The organism is Taklimakanibacter lacteus (assembly GCA_003576695.1).
In the GTDB taxonomy this organism is placed as follows: domain Bacteria; phylum Pseudomonadota; class Alphaproteobacteria; order Rhizobiales; family Aestuariivirgaceae; genus Taklimakanibacter; species Taklimakanibacter lacteus.
On the sequence record QOZQ01000006.1, the window covers coordinates 135,347 to 149,536 of the forward strand.

Here is a 14,190-nt window from a genome sequence, read left to right on the forward strand (position 1 = left end):
GAGATACTCCGTAAAAAGACAAAGACGATGGGCCTACATGACATGAAAAGGCTGCTCTTTCCAATAGTCTTGGCCCTCCTGCCGGTTGCCGCAGCGGCGGATGATATAACGAGCCTCTATAGCGAGCTCGATCTCAAGGCCTGCCAGCAGCTCGCCCTCTTCGAGGACGAGGGCGGAGGCGGCGAATGGCTGTGCAAGGGCATCAGGGATCACGATGTGCGCGTCTGGGAAGGCGATCTCAGGAGCTATGTCGGTTTCGGCAAGGACGCACCGGCCCAATGCGCCGCGGCGCAGACTTTCGGCGCCTTCAATTCACTGGGCCCCCGGGTCGAATGGCGCATGAAGGACGGCAAGCCTTTCGCCACTATTTTGCGCTGGCTGACCCAGCCCTCGGACGCCAATGGCAATCCGGGCAAGCAGAACTGGCTGGTCGTCACCAGGCTCGCCGGCAAGGAGGTCTGCCACATCGCCTATATCGACACCAAATATACCGATGCCAATGAAGTGGCGCGCCAGCGCGCCGACGAGAAAGCGGCGACCTTCGACTGCGCCAAGGACATGCCGGAGATCTTCTCGTCATTGGGTGGCACGGCGACCGACTATGCCAGCGGCATGCCTTGCCCCGGCGGGCCTTATCGGGAAGAGTGACCTCAATTCCGTCATCCCGGCGAAAGCCGCTATTGGATTCACACATCTTTTCGGCGTGGAAAAAGGACTCTTCATCAAAGGCTTAGCAGACGCTCTGCAACGATATTCGGCTAACAGGGGCCAGTGAAAATGAGCCATTTTTCTGCATTCTCGCACCACCTCACTGAAATGACTCAAGAAGATGTGTGCATATGATAGCGGCGAAAGCCGGGACCCATTGAATAAGCGCAAGCGGGCGGCGCTGCCCGCGTTTCAAGAATTTATTGGGCCACGGCTTGCGCCAGGGTGACAGCAAGAGGAGGGTTTGCGAATTATCCGCGCTTGGGCTGATCGAGCGTTTCGCGCAAGACCCGGCGCAGCCCGTGGATCTGGTCGAGGAGATGCAGGATCACATCGATGCCGTCGTCATTGACGCCCATATTCTGCTTGAGGTCGCAGATGAGGTTGCAGCGCGCCTCATCGGCTTCCGACAGGGGCTCGCCGATGGCGCTTTCCTCGATCGTGATCCAGCCGGCCGCGACCCATTCGCGCAATGTTTCCTCATCATAGCGCGCGGCGAAAAGGATTGTCTTCCGGGTCATCTCACACCTCCATCGCCCGGCGTGGATCATAGGCCTTGGCCTTGCTCCAGCGCGCGATGAATTCCTCGAGCTCGGGATCGGGCTTGTCGGGCAGCAGCACTTTCAGCGTCACATACTGATCGCCATGGCTGCCATCGGCCTTGGCCACGCCCTTGCCCTTGAGGCGCAGAACGGTGCCGGTATTGGCGCCCTTGGGGATGTTCAGCATGACATCGCCCGAGGGCGTCGGCGTCTTGACCTTAGCCCCGAGCACGGCTTCGGCAAGCGAGACCGGCAGCTCGATGCGGATATTGTCGTCCTCGCGCTTGAACAAGGGATGCGGGCGCACCTCGATCTCGATCAAGGCGTCGCCCGGCTCGCCGCCATTATAGCCTGGCCTGCCCTTGCCCTTGAGGCGCAGGGTCTGGCCGTCGCGCGTGCCGGGCGGGATGGTGACGGTGATCCCGGAGCCGTCGGGCAGCGCAAGCTGCGGCCTGGCTCCGTTCACGGCGCTGAGGAAATCGACGGCGAGATGATAGCGCACATCGCCGCCGCGCATCTTCATATTGGCGCCGCGCCGGCCGAAGATCTCCGCCAGCACGTCCTCGTCGGTGAAATCGCGGAAGCCCGATTCGAAGCCCTGCCCGCTGCCCTGGCCACTCTCGGCGAAATCGCGGTAATAGCGCCGCTGCGGCTGCGGCTTCTCGGCGCCCGAGGCATCGATCTCGCCACGGTCATAGCGGCCGCGTTTCTCGGCATCGCCCAGGAGATCATAGGCCGCCGTCACGTCCTTGAACTTCTCCTCGGCCGTCTTGTCGCCGGGATTGAGGTCGGGATGGTGCTTCTTGGCGAGGCGGCGATAGGCCTTCTGGATATCGTCCGCCGAGGCGGTCTTGCTGACGCCCAGGACTTGATAAGGATCGGTCATGCCGGAATGTTAGCTTCGTTCCGGCAGGCCGACAACAATCCAGACCTTACGCCGCGCTCTCGGCTTCCTTGGCGCGGCTGGCGCGCTTCCTCTCATGCGGGTCGAGCAGCGTCTTGCGCAGGCGGATCGATTGCGGCGTCACCTCGACGAGCTCGTCTTCGCCGACATAGGCCAGCGCCTTTTCCAGCGTCATGCGGATCGGCGGGATGAGGAGGAGCGCGTCATCCTTGCCGGCGGCGCGGACATTGGTGAGCTTCTTGCCCTTGAGCACGTTGAGCTCAAGGTCGTTGCCGCGCGTGTGCTCGCCGATGATCATGCCGGCATAGACCTTCATGCCCGGATCGATGAACATCGGACCCCGGTCCTGCAGGTTGAAGATCGCATAGGCGACCGCCTCGCCATCGCCATTGGAGATGAGGGCGCCGGTATGGCGGCCGGGGATCTCGCCCACATGCGGGGCATAGTCATGGAAGATGCGGTTCATGATCGCGGTGCCGCGCGTATCCGACAAAAGCTCCGACTGGTAGCCGATGAGGCCGCGGGTCGGCGCGTGGAACACGATGCGCTGGCGCCCGGCGCCCGAGGGACGCATGTCCTTCATCTCGGCGCGCCGTTCCGACAGTTTCTGCACCACGATGCCGGTGAAATTCTCATCGACGTCGATGATCACTTCCTCGATCGGCTCGAGCTTCTGGCCCGTCGCTTCATCGGTGCGGAACACCACACGCGGCCGCCCGACGGTGAGCTCGAAGCCTTCGCGCCGCATGGTCTCGATGAGAATGCCGAGCTGCAATTCACCGCGGCCCGCCACTTCGAAAGCATCGGTCTCAGTGACGGATGCGGTCACGCGCAAAGCGACATTGCCTTCGGCCTCGCGGAACAGGCGGTCACGGATGACGCGGCTCTGCACCTTGTCGCCTTCCTTGCCGGCCAGCGGCCCATCATTGATGCGGAAGGTCATGGTCAGCGTCGGCGGATCGATCGGCTGCGCCGCGATCGGCTCGCTCAAGGCGGGATCGAGGATCGTATCGGCCACCGTCGCCTGGGTAAGCCCGGCAATGGCGACGATGTCACCGGCCTGGACCTCGTCCACCGGCTGGCGCTCGAGGCCACGGAAGGCCAGCACCTTCGAGATGCGGCCCTGCTCGATGAGCCTTCCATCGCGCGCCAGCGCCTTGACCGGCTGGTTCGCCTTGACGGACCCTGAGCGGACGCGCCCGGTGAGGACGCGGCCGAGGAACGGATTGGCTTCGATGGTCGTCACCAGCATGCGGAACGGGCCTTCCTCGACCTTGGGCGGCGCCACATGGCGCACCACCAGGTCGAACAGAGGCGACATGGAATCCTGCGGCCCTTCCGGCTTGTCGGCCATCCAGCCCTGCTTGGTGGACCCGTAGAGGATCGGGAAATCGAGCTGCTCATCGCTCGCATCGAGCGCGGCGAACAGGTCGAACACCTCATTGACCACTTCGACATGGCGCTGGTCGGGCCGGTCGATCTTGTTGATGGCGACGATCGGCTTGAGGCCGATCTTCAGCGCCTTCTGCAGCACGAATTTCGTCTGCGGCATCGGACCCTCGGCAGCATCGACGAGCAGCACCGCGCCGTCCACCATATTGAGGATGCGCTCGACCTCGCCGCCGAAATCGGCATGGCCCGGCGTGTCGACGATATTGATGCGGGTGTCCTTCCAGACGAGCGAGGTCACCTTGGCGAGGATGGTGATGCCGCGCTCGCGCTCGAGATCGTTCGAATCCATGGCGCGCTCGGCGACCTTCTGGTTGTCGCGGAAGGCGCCCGACTGGGCGAGGAGGCGGTCGATCATGGTGGTCTTGCCATGGTCGACATGGGCGATGATGGCGATGTTGCGCAGTGACATGGCGCGCCGGTCTTTCTCGAAACGGGTTATGGATCAGGGGCGGCTTCGGACCGCCCGAAGCCTGGACCATGAGTCCAACAATAAGAGCGGGACAATCATGTGACAGGTTCCCCGGCCACATTCCCGCTCTGGATTCGGGGCGGCAATAGCACGCCCGCCGGGCAAAAGCGAGCCCCTTAGTGAGGTGAAATATGCCTGATTTTACAGCACCATAAGGCACATGACCCACAGCCACAGGCCGGTCACGGCGAGGCTCGTGAGCGTCATCGGGATGCCGGAACGGGCGAAATCGGCGAAGCCCAGCCGGGCGCCGGCGGCTTCCGCCCGCTCGGCGACGATGATGTTGCACATCGATCCGGTCAGCAGCAGGTTGCCGGCAAAGGTCGAGAGCAGAGCAAGCCCGGCCAGCACCCCTTCCGGCAGGCCAGGCAGGAGCTTGAGGATCAGGATCACCGCCGGGACATTGCCGATGGTGTTGGAGGAGGCGAGCGTCACCGGCAGCATGACGGAAAGCCGCTCCGGCAATATGCCTAAGGCGGCGAGCCCCTGCAGCGCCTCTTGCGCAAGCCCGGTCTTGGCGAAGGCGGCGGTCACCCCGAAGAGGCAGGCGAAGAGCAGCAGCAGGTGCCAGTCGACCGCGCCGATCATGTCGCGCGACGACAGGCGCTTCGACAACAGCAGGAGGCCGGCGACCGCGAGCGCGCCAAGCTCGCGCGGCAAGGGTGTCAGGAAAAGCCCGATCAGCACGACGATGGCGATGAGGCCCTTGCCCGTCTGGAAGCGGTCGATCGTCACGGGCTCGACCGGTTGCGCCGCGATGGGGGCGGCGAGCGCCTTGCGCCAGGTGAAGAGCACCGCCCCATAGACGAAAGCGAGCGACAACAGCACCGGGGGTGCTGCGATGGCGAGATAGCGCCAGAAATCGAGCCCGCCCGCCTGGCCGATCAGGATATTCTGCGGATTGCCGATGAGGGTGAGGGCGGAGCCCGCATTGGCCGCCCCCGCAAGAGCGACGAGATAGGGCCGGGGATCGAGCTTCTGGCTGAGGAGCCCGGCGCAGATGAGCGGTGTGAAGGCGAAGGCGATGACGTCGTTGGTCAGAATGGCGGAGAGAATGCCGGTGACGATGATGAGGATGGCCAGCAGCGTTTTCGGGTTGCGTGCGGCATGCGTCACCCGCGCCGCCACCAGGCCATAGAAGCCCGACTGCTCGAACTGCGCCGAGAGGATCATCAGCGCGAAAAGCAGCGCCAGTGTCGGGATATCGACGGCCTGGGCCGCTTCATTGAGGCTGAGATCGCCGGAAGCCAGGAGCACGATGAGGCCGAGCAGCGCAACGCCGGTGCGATCGACCGCGAGTCCCGGCACGCGGCCAAGCGCCATGCCGAGATAGACGAGGATGAAGACGATGACGGCGAGTGTGGCCAAGGCGAGGAATCGCGTGAGGACGGATCACGCCGATGTAACATGCCTCTCAAGCTCCGTCATCCCGACGAGAGCCGGGACCCCTTGAATAGGCACAACCGGGCGGCGCTGCTCGCGCTTCACCAGTTTAATGGGTCCCGGCTTTCGCCGGGATGACGGGAATTTGGGAGAGCGAGCTCACCCCATCCGCTCGGGATCGAGCGTCACCTCGTAGAGTTCCTTGTCGACGATATCGACGATGCCGAAGAAATGAATCCGTTTCCCCTCCCCCTTGTGGGGAGGGGTTAGGGGTGGGGGTCTGGTGGTAGTGCAAAAATGGCTTATGCCTGATCACGGCAAGACCACCCGACCCCCACCCCGACGCTTCGCGTCGACCCTCCCCGCAAGGGGGAGGGTAAACTCAAACTACCCCATCCGCTCGGGATCGAGCGTCACCTTGTAGAGTTCCTTGTCGTCGCGATCCATCAGCCGGACCGTCATCTGCTCGGTCTTGTCGTCGATATCGACGATGCCGAAGAACTGCAGGCCGGCGGAAGGCGGCAGATTCTGGCCCTGCTCCTTCGTCGGCGCCTTCACGAATTTGAGATCGGGTCCGAAGGTCATGTCGAGATCGCCGGGGCCGAAGGTGCCGGCATGGATGGGGCCCGAGACGAATTCCCAGAAGGGCGCGAAATCCTGGAACTGCGCCTTGTCCGGCGTGTAGTAATGCGCGGCGGTGTAATGCACGTCCGCCGTCAGCCACACGACGTTCCGGATATTCCCGACCTTGATGAATTTGAGCAGATCGGCGATCTCGAGCTCGCGGCCCTTGGCGGATCCCTGCTCGCCATTGGCGATGGCCTCGGCGCCCTTCTTCTCCTTGGCATTGTCCCACACGATGATGCCGATCGGCATGTCGGAGGCGATCACCTTCCAGGTCGCCTGCGAGCTTGCCAGCTCGCGCTTGAGCCAGCGCGCCTGCGCCTCGCCCAGGATGCGCGAAGCGGGCGTCATCTCGGTCTCGAGCGCCGGACCGTTCGGCCCGCGATAGCTTCTGAGATCGAGGAAGAAGATGTCGAGCAGCGGCCCATAGGAGACCTTGCGATAGACGCGGCCCGGCTCTTCCGGGATGTAGCGGATGGGCGTCATCTCATGGAAGGCGCGGCCCGCCCGGGCGGAGAGCACCCCGACCGACTTCTCCGTGTAGCGGTCGTCCTTGCTCAGGTCCTTCGATGCCGACCAGTTGTTGGTGACTTCGTGATCGTCCCACTGGAAATAGGTCGGCACCTGCGCGTTGAACGCCTTCAGATTGGCGTCAAGCATGTTATATTTCCAGCGCCCGCGATATTCATCGAGCGTCTCGGCGACCTTCCCGACTCCTTCCGCTACGATATTCTTCCACACGCCGCCGCTCGCGATCTCGGCTTCCGCCTTGATCGGGCCGTCGGAGTAGACGGTGTCGCCCGAATGGATGAAGAAATCGGGATTGTGCTTGCCCATGGTGGTATAGGTCCACATGCCGCCGTCATCGGCATTGATCCCCCAGCCCTGGCCGGCCGTATCGCCCGACCACACGAAGCGGATGGGGCGCTTGCTCATCGGCGCGGTGCGGAACTGGCCGACAACGGGCTCACCCAGCACATTGACATCGGCGAGATCGGCGAAGCTGACGCGATAGAAGATCGTCTGGTCGGGCGGCAGGTCGGTGAGCAGCCGCTTCACCGCCAGATCCGATTCGGGGAGGGCGACGAGCGGCGGAAGCCGTTGCGCATCGGTGAAGCTCTCGGTGGTGGCGACTTCGACGAACATGCGCGCCGGCCGGTCGCTCCTCGCCCAGATCATGCCCGATGTTGCATCGACATCGCCCGACTGCAGGCCGTGGCTGATCACGGGGCGGTCGGCAGCGCGGCTCAAGCCCGGCATGGCGAGGCCGCCGCCCGAAAGGGCGAGCGCACCTGCGGCGGACGATGTGAGGAATTTGCGGCGATTGACGGTGAAGCGCATGGCGGGCCTCCTCTCTTCTGGATAGGGAGGCGCAACCTTGCCGACTCGCATCACAAAGCGATGACAGATGCGTGAGGCCAGCACGATTGTTGACCATGTGGGTAACCGGCCCCGCCTGTCGCCCTGTGCATAAATGCATTGCTCACAACGACTTGACGTGGCTGGCCCCGGGTATGAAGCTGATGCAGGCGGGGCGGCTGTCGATGCGGACCGGAGCTTGATACTTGATGACCACACACTGCTGCGGACCGGGCTATGCCTCTCCCCTCGAGGCGATGCAGGCGCCGCGCGAGAAGCTGCTCTATACGATTGCCATCTATACCGGGACGGGCATCCAGAAGCCGGACTATCTGTGCACCATCGATGCCGACCCCGAGAGCGCGACCTACAGCCAGGTGATCGCGCGCCTGGAGATGCCGGGCATTGGCGATGAGCTGCACCATATGGGCTGGAATGCCTGCTCGTCCTGCCATGGCGATCCGGAGATGGAGCGCAAATATCTGATCGTCCCCGGCGTGCGCTCGTCCAACCTCCATATCGTCGACTGCGCCAGCGATCCGCGCAAGCCGGCGCTGGTCAAGGTCATCGAAGGGACCGAAATCAAGGCCAGGACCAACCTGTCGGCGCCGCACACCGTGCATTGCCTCGGCTCCGACATCATCATCTCCATGCTCGGCGACGCGAAGGGCAACGCGCCCGGCGGCTATCTGCATCTCGACAAGAATTTCGAGATCGTCGGCCGCTGGGAAAACTCCATGGGCAAGCTGAAATTCAGCTACGACTTCTGGTATCAGCCGCGCCACAATGTGATGGTGAGCTCGGAATGGGCGGCGCCCAACACTTTCATGCCGGGCTTCGATCTCGAAGAGGTCGGCCATCTCAAATATGGCCGCGAGATCCATCTCTGGGATTTCGAGAAGAAGACGCCGAAGCAGAGCTTCTATCTGGGCGAGGACGGGCTGATCCCGCTGGAAGTGCGCTTCCACCATAATCCCGACAGCAGCCACGGCTTTGTCGGCGCAGCCCTTTCGGCCAATATCATCCATTGGTGGAAGGATGCGGCGGGCGAATGGCAGTGGGAGAAGATCGTCGATGTCGAGAATGAGCCGCATCCCGAATGGCCCATTCCGGTGCCGGGCGTGATCTCGGTCATCCTGCTCAGCATGGACGACAGATTTCTTTACCTGTGCAACTGGCTGCATGGCGATATCCGCCAATATGACATCTCCGACCCGCATAATGCGAAGCTCACCGGGCAGGTGTGGATGGGAGGCCTTCTCGGCCGGGCGCCTGAAGTCAATGGCGTGAGGGTCACCGGCGGGCCGCAGATGATCCAGCTCTCGCTCGACGGCAAGCGTCTTTATGTGACGACCTCCTTGTTCTCGACCTGGGACAACCAGTTCTATCCGGAGATCCGCACCAATGGCGGGTGCATGCTGATGGTCAATTGCGATACGATCAACGGCGGCATGGAGATCGATCCGCGTTTCGTCGTCGATTTCGGCAAGGAGCCGAACGGACCCAGCCGCTGCCACGAGACCCGCTATCCGGGCGGCGATTGCACAAGCGATATCTGGCTGTGACCCTCCACACCATCACTCTCGCCAATCGCGGCGGCGCTGCCTTCAAGGTCGATCACCGCAGGCCGATCTTGTTGAGCCTGCTCGACCAGGGCGTCGACCTGCCCTATGGCTGCCGATATGGCGGCTGCATAACATGCGCGGCCAAGCTGATCAGCGGCAAGGTCGACCAGAAGGCGCAAGTGGCGCTGAACAACCGTCAGATCAACAATGGTTACATCATCCTGTGTGTCGCCCGCCCGCTGAGCGATTGTGTGCTCGAGGTCGGCGTCGAGAGTCATGACAAGCTTTATCGCAATCCTTTTCTTGATCCCCTGGCCGCGCATGAGCTGAAGGCGGATATCGCCATTCCGTTGGAAAAACCGAAATGACCCATATGAATCACGATGAGCCCTACCCGGAAGCCTATCTGCAGGGCATCCTGAAGTCGGTCAAAACCATCGCGATGGTGGGGGCGAGCCCCGACAAGACCAAATTCTCCTATGGGGTGCTGAGGGTGCTGCATGAAACAGGCTTCGACATGATTCCCGTCAATCCCACGCCGGGCCTCGAGGAAATCCGCGGGATCAAAGTATATCCCACCCTTGCTTCCATCGACCGGCCGGTCGATATGGTCGAGGTGTTTCGCCGCTCCGAGGACCTGATGGAGGTTGCCAGGGAGGCCATTGCCATTGGCGCGAAAGTTCTCTGGGGCCAGATCGGCGTGCGCGATGATGCTGCCGCGCGGCTGGCGGAAGATGCGGGGCTTAAAGTGGTGATGAACCGTTGCCCCAAGATCGAGCTGTTCCGGCCGTTCTGGAAGCCGAAGCTGCATCTGGGGATATGACGGCGGGTGTTAAATCGAAGCTTGTTTCAGATACGCTGCCAGATGATCGCTGAGATCGCGCGCATCATCGCCGGCGCCATCGATTAGAGCGGACTTGCGGCGGCGCAGGAACTGCATCCCCATCAGATAGAGACCCGGATGTTCGGTGACGCCGCCATCGTGACGCACCTGGCCCTTGCGGTCAAGGATCGGCACCTCAAGCCATGAGTAATCCGGACGATATCCGGTGGCCCAGAGAATGGTCCTGATCCTGCCGGCCTGGAGATCGAGGCCCAGCGGCGGCGCGCTCTCCACCTCGGTCGGCGCCAGGCGGTGCGGTGGATCGACCTCGCCATCGAGGCCTTTGCTGGTTGCCCATTCATCGATCGTGCCGAGCAATCGGTTCATCTTGAGATCGGCCATGGCGCAGTTGTTGTGCAGCGAGCCCGAGAATTGCGCCTTGCCTTCCGAGATGCCGGCGATCCGGCCGACCAGCCTGACGCCGATGCCGGTCAGCGCATTGAGGTCGAGCGTCCGGCGCTCGGGCGAGCCCGCGAGCTGCAGCGACGGCAGCCGCCGCACCCGGTCGATGTCGTCGACCGCATCATAGCGCTCGTCATGCAGGCCGGTGGCGTCCATCCACCACTGGATATCCTTGCCGCGATAGACCCGCGGCGCCCGCACATGCTCGCCGACCGAGAGCGTGACGGGACGGCCCGAACGATGGATCTCATCGGCGAGCTGCGTTCCGGTCGCCGAGGCCCCGACCACCAGCACGCCGCCCTCATCGAGCTGGCGGGGATTGCGGTAGTCCATCGAGCTGATGGTGGCGACATGGGGCGGAACCGCTGCGGCGATGGCGGGAACCCGCGCGATATTGCAGGCGCCGGTCGCCAGCACGACGGCGCGGCAGCGCCAGCTGCCAGTCTGCGTCACGACGGCGAAGCCCTTGTCCGCCGGCGTGAGCGAGCTCACGCGGCTCCGGGTCTGGACAGGCGCTGCGATCATCTCCGCATAGCGGCTGAGGAAATCGACGACCTCCGGGATGGTGCGATACCCGTCGGGGTCATCGCCTTCATAGCCGAAGCCCGGCAGGCGGCTTTGCCAGTTGGGGGTCAGCAGGCGAAGCGAATCCCAGCGTTCGGTGCGCCAGGAATTGGCCACCTCACCGCGCTCCAGCACGACATGGTCGATGGAGCGTTCGGTGAGGCAGCGGCTCATCGCGAGCCCGGCGTGACCGGCGCCGATCACAACAGCTTCTATGTTGCGAATAGCCAACTCTGTGATCGCGCGAGTGGACCGATCAGTTCACCTTGACGGTGACATTGGTCGGGTTGGTCACGATGTCATAGACCGCCGAGCGCTTCTGCGATTGCGCCACCAGCGCCTTGATATCGTCCTCGCTGGCATCGGCATCGATATTGAAGGCGACCTTGATGCCGTCGAAGCCGTTGCGCACATCCTTGTCGATGCCGAGGATGCCATAGAGATTCATGCCGCCTTCCAGCGTCGCGGTGACCGAGCGCAGCTGGATGCCGCGGTTCTGCGCCACCGCCGCAACGCCCGCCGTCAGGCAGCTGGCGAGGCCGACAAGCACCATCTCGACGGGCGTGGCGCCCTTGTCTTCGGAAGCGAAAATTTCCGGATGATCGGCATCGAAAGTGAAGGTCTTCTTGTGCTTCTGTTCGCCGCCGAGGCCATAGAAGCCTTCGACGGTCGAATGGCTGTGGGTACCATTCTTCCAGTTGCAGGTTGCCCGCCACGTGAAGTTGGCCGCTTCGGGCGCGCCCTTCAGCGCCTCGCGGGCTTCGAGCAGTGCGGCAACGTTAACGCCATTGTCGGCTTGGACTTGGGAAGCCATAAGCATTCTCCTGTCTAGCGCCCCGCATTATCGTATGGGCACACAGACCTTACTTCAAGTCGATTTGCGCCAAGACATGACTCCAGTGCGCGCGAATATGTTCCCGGCGCACAGTTGCCTATCCCGGAACGAAGATTTCTCACTGGTCTTGCGACAGCAGCCAGCTCCCGGCTTGCGCAGCAAGGGCCGATACGGATTGCTCGATGTCGAGTCGCAGTGCGTGCTCATGCGCGTCCGGCGGTTCCAGGGTCTCGAGCTGGCTGGCGAGCAATGCCGGGGGCATGAAATGATCCTGTCGCGCGCGCATGCGCCTTTCCAGCGTCTCGCGGCCGCCATCGAGAAAGATGAAAGAGACCGGCCTCCCCGCAGCCTCCACGATTTTCTCGCGATAGCTGCGCTTCAGAGCGGAGCAGGAAGCGATCTTACCCTGTGTCCCCGCAAGCGACGTGCCGACCAGCGCCAGCCAAGGCCAGCGATCCGCATCGGTGAGCGGAATCTGCGCCGACATCTTCGCGACATTGGCGGAGGGATGCAGATCGTCGCCCTCGATGAATTGCGCCTTGAGCTGGCGCGCCAGCGCCTTGCCCAGCGTGGTCTTGCCGCTGCCCGCGACCCCCATGACGACGACAGCGCCGTGGAAAATGTGTTCCCGATTCTTCATCGCCGACAGGTCTAGAGCGTGCCGGCTTTGGAGGGAATCACTCTCACGCTTTTTGCTTTCCTCTGGCGGTGACGGCGGCCCTCGAGCCTTCAGCGATATCAGGGAAAATACAGGGAATTACAGGGAAATACAGGGAATTACAGAGAGAAAAAACGCGGGCTCAATGATTTCAGCAGGTTAACGAAAGGCAGCAGGGAATTCAAAACCTGGAACAGGGATTCTTCCCCGATCCGTGCCGCCGGCGCGCTTCATACGGCTTCGGCCAGATTTTTTTGATAGTGAAATCTCACGTTCTGGCCCGCAATGGCAAGACCGCCGCCAGCTGAAATCCCACCTATCCCCTGGTCGCCGGATCGAGCGTGACCTTGTAGAGCTCCTTGTCGTCGCGATCCATCAGCCTGACCGTCATCTGTCCGGTCTTGCCCTCGATATCGACGAGGCCGAAGAATTGCATGCCCATGGAAGGCGGGAGATTGACACCCTGCTCCTTGGTCGGCGCCTTGATGAACCTGACTTCCGGCCCGAAGGTCCGGTCGAGCTCATTGGGCCCGAAAGTGCCGGCATGGAGGGGCCCCGAGACGAATTCCCAGAAGGGCGCAAAATCCTGGAACTGCGCCTTATCCGGATTGTAATAATGGGCCGCGGTGTAATGCACATCCGCCGTCAGCCACACGACATTGGCGATATTGGACGCATTGATGAATCTCAACAGGTCGGCGATCTCGAGCTCGCGGCCCTTGGCCTTCCCCTGATCGCCATTGGCGATGGCTTCGACGCCTTTCTTCTCCTTCCAGTCGTCCCACACGATGAGCCCGATCGGCATGTCGCAGGCGATCACTTTCCATGTCGCCCTGGACAGCGCCAGCTCGCGCTTCAGCCACAGCATCTGGGTTTCGCCGATGATGCGCGATGCGGGCGTCATCTCGGTCTCGAGCGACGGCCCGTTCCCGCCGCGATAGCTTCTCAGATCGAGGAAGAAGACATCGAGCAGCGGGCCATAGGGAATCTTGCGATAGATCCGCCCCGGCTCCTCCGGGAAATAGCAGATCGGCGTCATCTCGTGAAAAGCCTGCGCCGCCCGCTCGGCCAGGACGGCGATCGATTTCTCCTTGTAGCGGTTGTCGCTCTTCAGGTCCTTCGCCGGCGACCAGTTGTCGATCACGTCATGATCGTCCCACTGGACGAAGGTCGGCACTTGGGCATTGAAGGCGCGCAGATTCTCATCGAGCAGGTTGTATTTGAAGCGCCCGCGAAATTCATCGAGCGTCTCGGCGACCTTCCCTACCCCTTCCTTGACGATGTTCTTCCACCGGCCGCCACCCGGCAGCCTGGCTTCCGGCTTGATCGGCCCGTCGGCATAGATGACATCGCCCGAATGGATGAAGAAATCGGGATCATGCCGGCCCATGGCGGCATAGGTCTTCATGCCGCCATCGTCCGGATTGATGCCCCAGCCCTGTCCCGCCGTGTCGCCGGACCATACGAAGCGGATATCGCGCCGGCTCCTGGGCGCGGTGCGGAAGCGGCCGATGACCGGCTCTCCTTTGACGCTCGGATGCGAGAGATTGGCGAAGCGCAGGCGATAGAAGATCGTCTGATCGGACGGCAGATTGATGAGCAGGCGCTTCACCGCGAAATCGGATGCCGGCCGCGCATCGATGGCTTCCAGCCGCAGCGCATCCTTGAAGCTTTCGGTGGTGGCGACATCGACCTGCATTCGCGCCGGGCGATCGCTGCGCGCCCAGATCATGCCCGATGTCGCATCGATATCGCCGGATTGCAGCCCGTGGCTCACCTTCGGGCGGTCGGCGGCGCGGCTGAGGCCCGGCATGGCAAGAGCAAATGTGCCGGCGGTGGCGG

The 14,190-nt window shown here is 62.7% G+C and carries 13 protein-coding genes; 4 read left to right on the forward strand and 9 right to left on the reverse strand.

What is annotated here, in order from left to right; genetic code table 11:
• Window positions 1-42 precede the first annotated feature (42 nt).
• Window positions 43-648: a hypothetical protein gene (locus DT068_RS13590; protein ID WP_162914186.1), complete on the forward strand. Its 606-nt coding sequence runs from the start codon at window positions 43-45 to the stop codon at window positions 646-648.
• 311 nt (window positions 649-959) lie between these two features.
• Here the strand turns inward: DT068_RS13590 and DT068_RS13595 are convergent, their stop codons facing one another.
• The 5 genes from DT068_RS13595 to DT068_RS13615 form a co-directional block, all read right to left on the reverse strand.
• Window positions 960-1,229, reverse strand: a complete 270-nt coding sequence (locus tag DT068_RS13595; RefSeq protein ID WP_119390390.1) for a chaperone modulator CbpM — start codon at window positions 1,227-1,229, stop codon at window positions 960-962.
• A 1-nt stretch (window position 1,230) separates the two neighbouring features.
• The gene (locus tag DT068_RS13600) at window positions 1,231-2,136 is read right to left on the reverse strand and encodes a DnaJ C-terminal domain-containing protein (protein ID WP_119390391.1); all 906 of its coding nucleotides are present in this window, start codon (window positions 2,134-2,136) and stop codon (window positions 1,231-1,233) included.
• 46 nt (window positions 2,137-2,182) lie between these two features.
• A complete protein-coding gene (gene typA / locus DT068_RS13605) occupies window positions 2,183-4,015 on the reverse strand; it encodes a translational GTPase TypA (RefSeq protein ID WP_119390392.1) in 1,833 nt (610 codons plus the stop codon).
• Window positions 4,016-4,216: 201 nt separating this feature from the next.
• Entirely contained in the window at window positions 4,217-5,443 is a 1,227-nt protein-coding gene (locus tag DT068_RS13610) for an SLC13 family permease (protein WP_368904708.1), read from the reverse strand.
• A 402-nt stretch (window positions 5,444-5,845) separates the two neighbouring features.
• Window positions 5,846-7,423: an alkaline phosphatase D family protein gene (locus DT068_RS13615; RefSeq protein WP_119390393.1), complete on the reverse strand. Its 1,578-nt coding sequence runs from the start codon at window positions 7,421-7,423 to the stop codon at window positions 5,846-5,848.
• Window positions 7,424-7,650: 227 nt separating this feature from the next.
• Between DT068_RS13615 and DT068_RS13620 the strand changes: the two genes are divergently transcribed.
• The 3 genes from DT068_RS13620 to DT068_RS13630 are packed head-to-tail and all read left to right on the forward strand — an operon-like array spanning window position 7,651 to window position 9,829.
• Complete coding sequence (locus tag DT068_RS13620) at window positions 7,651-9,006, forward strand: selenium-binding family protein (protein ID WP_368904709.1); 1,356 nt, start codon at window positions 7,651-7,653, stop codon at window positions 9,004-9,006.
• Window positions 9,003-9,374, forward strand: a complete 372-nt coding sequence (locus DT068_RS13625) for a 2Fe-2S iron-sulfur cluster-binding protein (protein WP_119390395.1) — start codon at window positions 9,003-9,005, stop codon at window positions 9,372-9,374. The genes DT068_RS13620 and DT068_RS13625 overlap by 4 nt, the downstream gene beginning before the upstream one ends.
• 5 nt (window positions 9,375-9,379) lie before the next feature.
• Window positions 9,380-9,829 (forward strand): CoA-binding protein, encoded by a 450-nt coding sequence (locus DT068_RS13630; protein WP_368904735.1) that lies wholly within the window; start codon window positions 9,380-9,382, stop codon window positions 9,827-9,829.
• Window positions 9,830-9,838: 9 nt separating this feature from the next.
• On the opposite strand, the gene DT068_RS13635 is transcribed toward DT068_RS13630, so the two are convergent.
• From DT068_RS13635 to DT068_RS13650, 4 genes are all read right to left on the reverse strand, one after another.
• Window positions 9,839-11,086, reverse strand: coding sequence for an NAD(P)-binding domain-containing protein (locus tag DT068_RS13635; protein WP_368904710.1), 1,248 nt, complete (start codon window positions 11,084-11,086; stop codon window positions 9,839-9,841).
• 25 nt (window positions 11,087-11,111) lie between these two features.
• On the reverse strand, window positions 11,112-11,669 hold the full coding sequence (locus DT068_RS13640) for an OsmC family protein (protein ID WP_119390397.1): 558 nt from the start codon (window positions 11,667-11,669) through the stop codon (window positions 11,112-11,114).
• A 139-nt stretch (window positions 11,670-11,808) separates the two neighbouring features.
• Window positions 11,809-12,330 carry a gluconokinase gene (locus tag DT068_RS13645; RefSeq protein ID WP_368904711.1) on the reverse strand — a complete coding sequence of 174 codons (522 nt, stop codon included), beginning with the start codon at window positions 12,328-12,330 and terminating at the stop codon, window positions 11,809-11,811.
• A gap of 334 nt (window positions 12,331-12,664) precedes the next feature.
• Window positions 12,665-14,161: an alkaline phosphatase D family protein gene (locus DT068_RS13650; protein ID WP_119390640.1), complete on the reverse strand. Its 1,497-nt coding sequence runs from the start codon at window positions 14,159-14,161 to the stop codon at window positions 12,665-12,667.
• Between the last annotated feature and the right edge of the window lie 29 nt (window positions 14,162-14,190).

Bases quoted from the DNA above. Each gene is read 5' to 3' on its own strand.
- DT068_RS13630 (WP_368904735.1), top strand. From the start codon at position 9,380: ATGAATCACGATGAGCCCTACCCGGAAGCCTATCTGCAGGGCATCCTG.
- DT068_RS13600 (WP_119390391.1), bottom strand. From the start codon at position 2,136: ATGACCGATCCTTATCAAGTCCTGGGCGTCAGCAAGACCGCCTCGGCG.
- DT068_RS13645 (WP_368904711.1), bottom strand. From the start codon at position 12,330: ATGAAGAATCGGGAACACATTTTCCACGGCGCTGTCGTCGTCATGGGG.
- DT068_RS13595 (WP_119390390.1), bottom strand. From the start codon at position 1,229: ATGACCCGGAAGACAATCCTTTTCGCCGCGCGCTATGATGAGGAAACA.
- DT068_RS13650 (WP_119390640.1), bottom strand. From the start codon at position 14,161: ATGCCGGGCCTCAGCCGCGCCGCCGACCGCCCGAAGGTGAGCCACGGG.
- DT068_RS13590 (WP_162914186.1), top strand. From the start codon at position 43: ATGAAAAGGCTGCTCTTTCCAATAGTCTTGGCCCTCCTGCCGGTTGCC.
- DT068_RS13640 (WP_119390397.1), bottom strand. From the start codon at position 11,669: ATGGCTTCCCAAGTCCAAGCCGACAATGGCGTTAACGTTGCCGCACTG.
- DT068_RS13620 (WP_368904709.1), top strand. From the start codon at position 7,651: ATGACCACACACTGCTGCGGACCGGGCTATGCCTCTCCCCTCGAGGCG.
- typA (WP_119390392.1), bottom strand. From the start codon at position 4,015: ATGTCACTGCGCAACATCGCCATCATCGCCCATGTCGACCATGGCAAG.
- DT068_RS13615 (WP_119390393.1), bottom strand. From the start codon at position 7,423: ATGCGCTTCACCGTCAATCGCCGCAAATTCCTCACATCGTCCGCCGCA.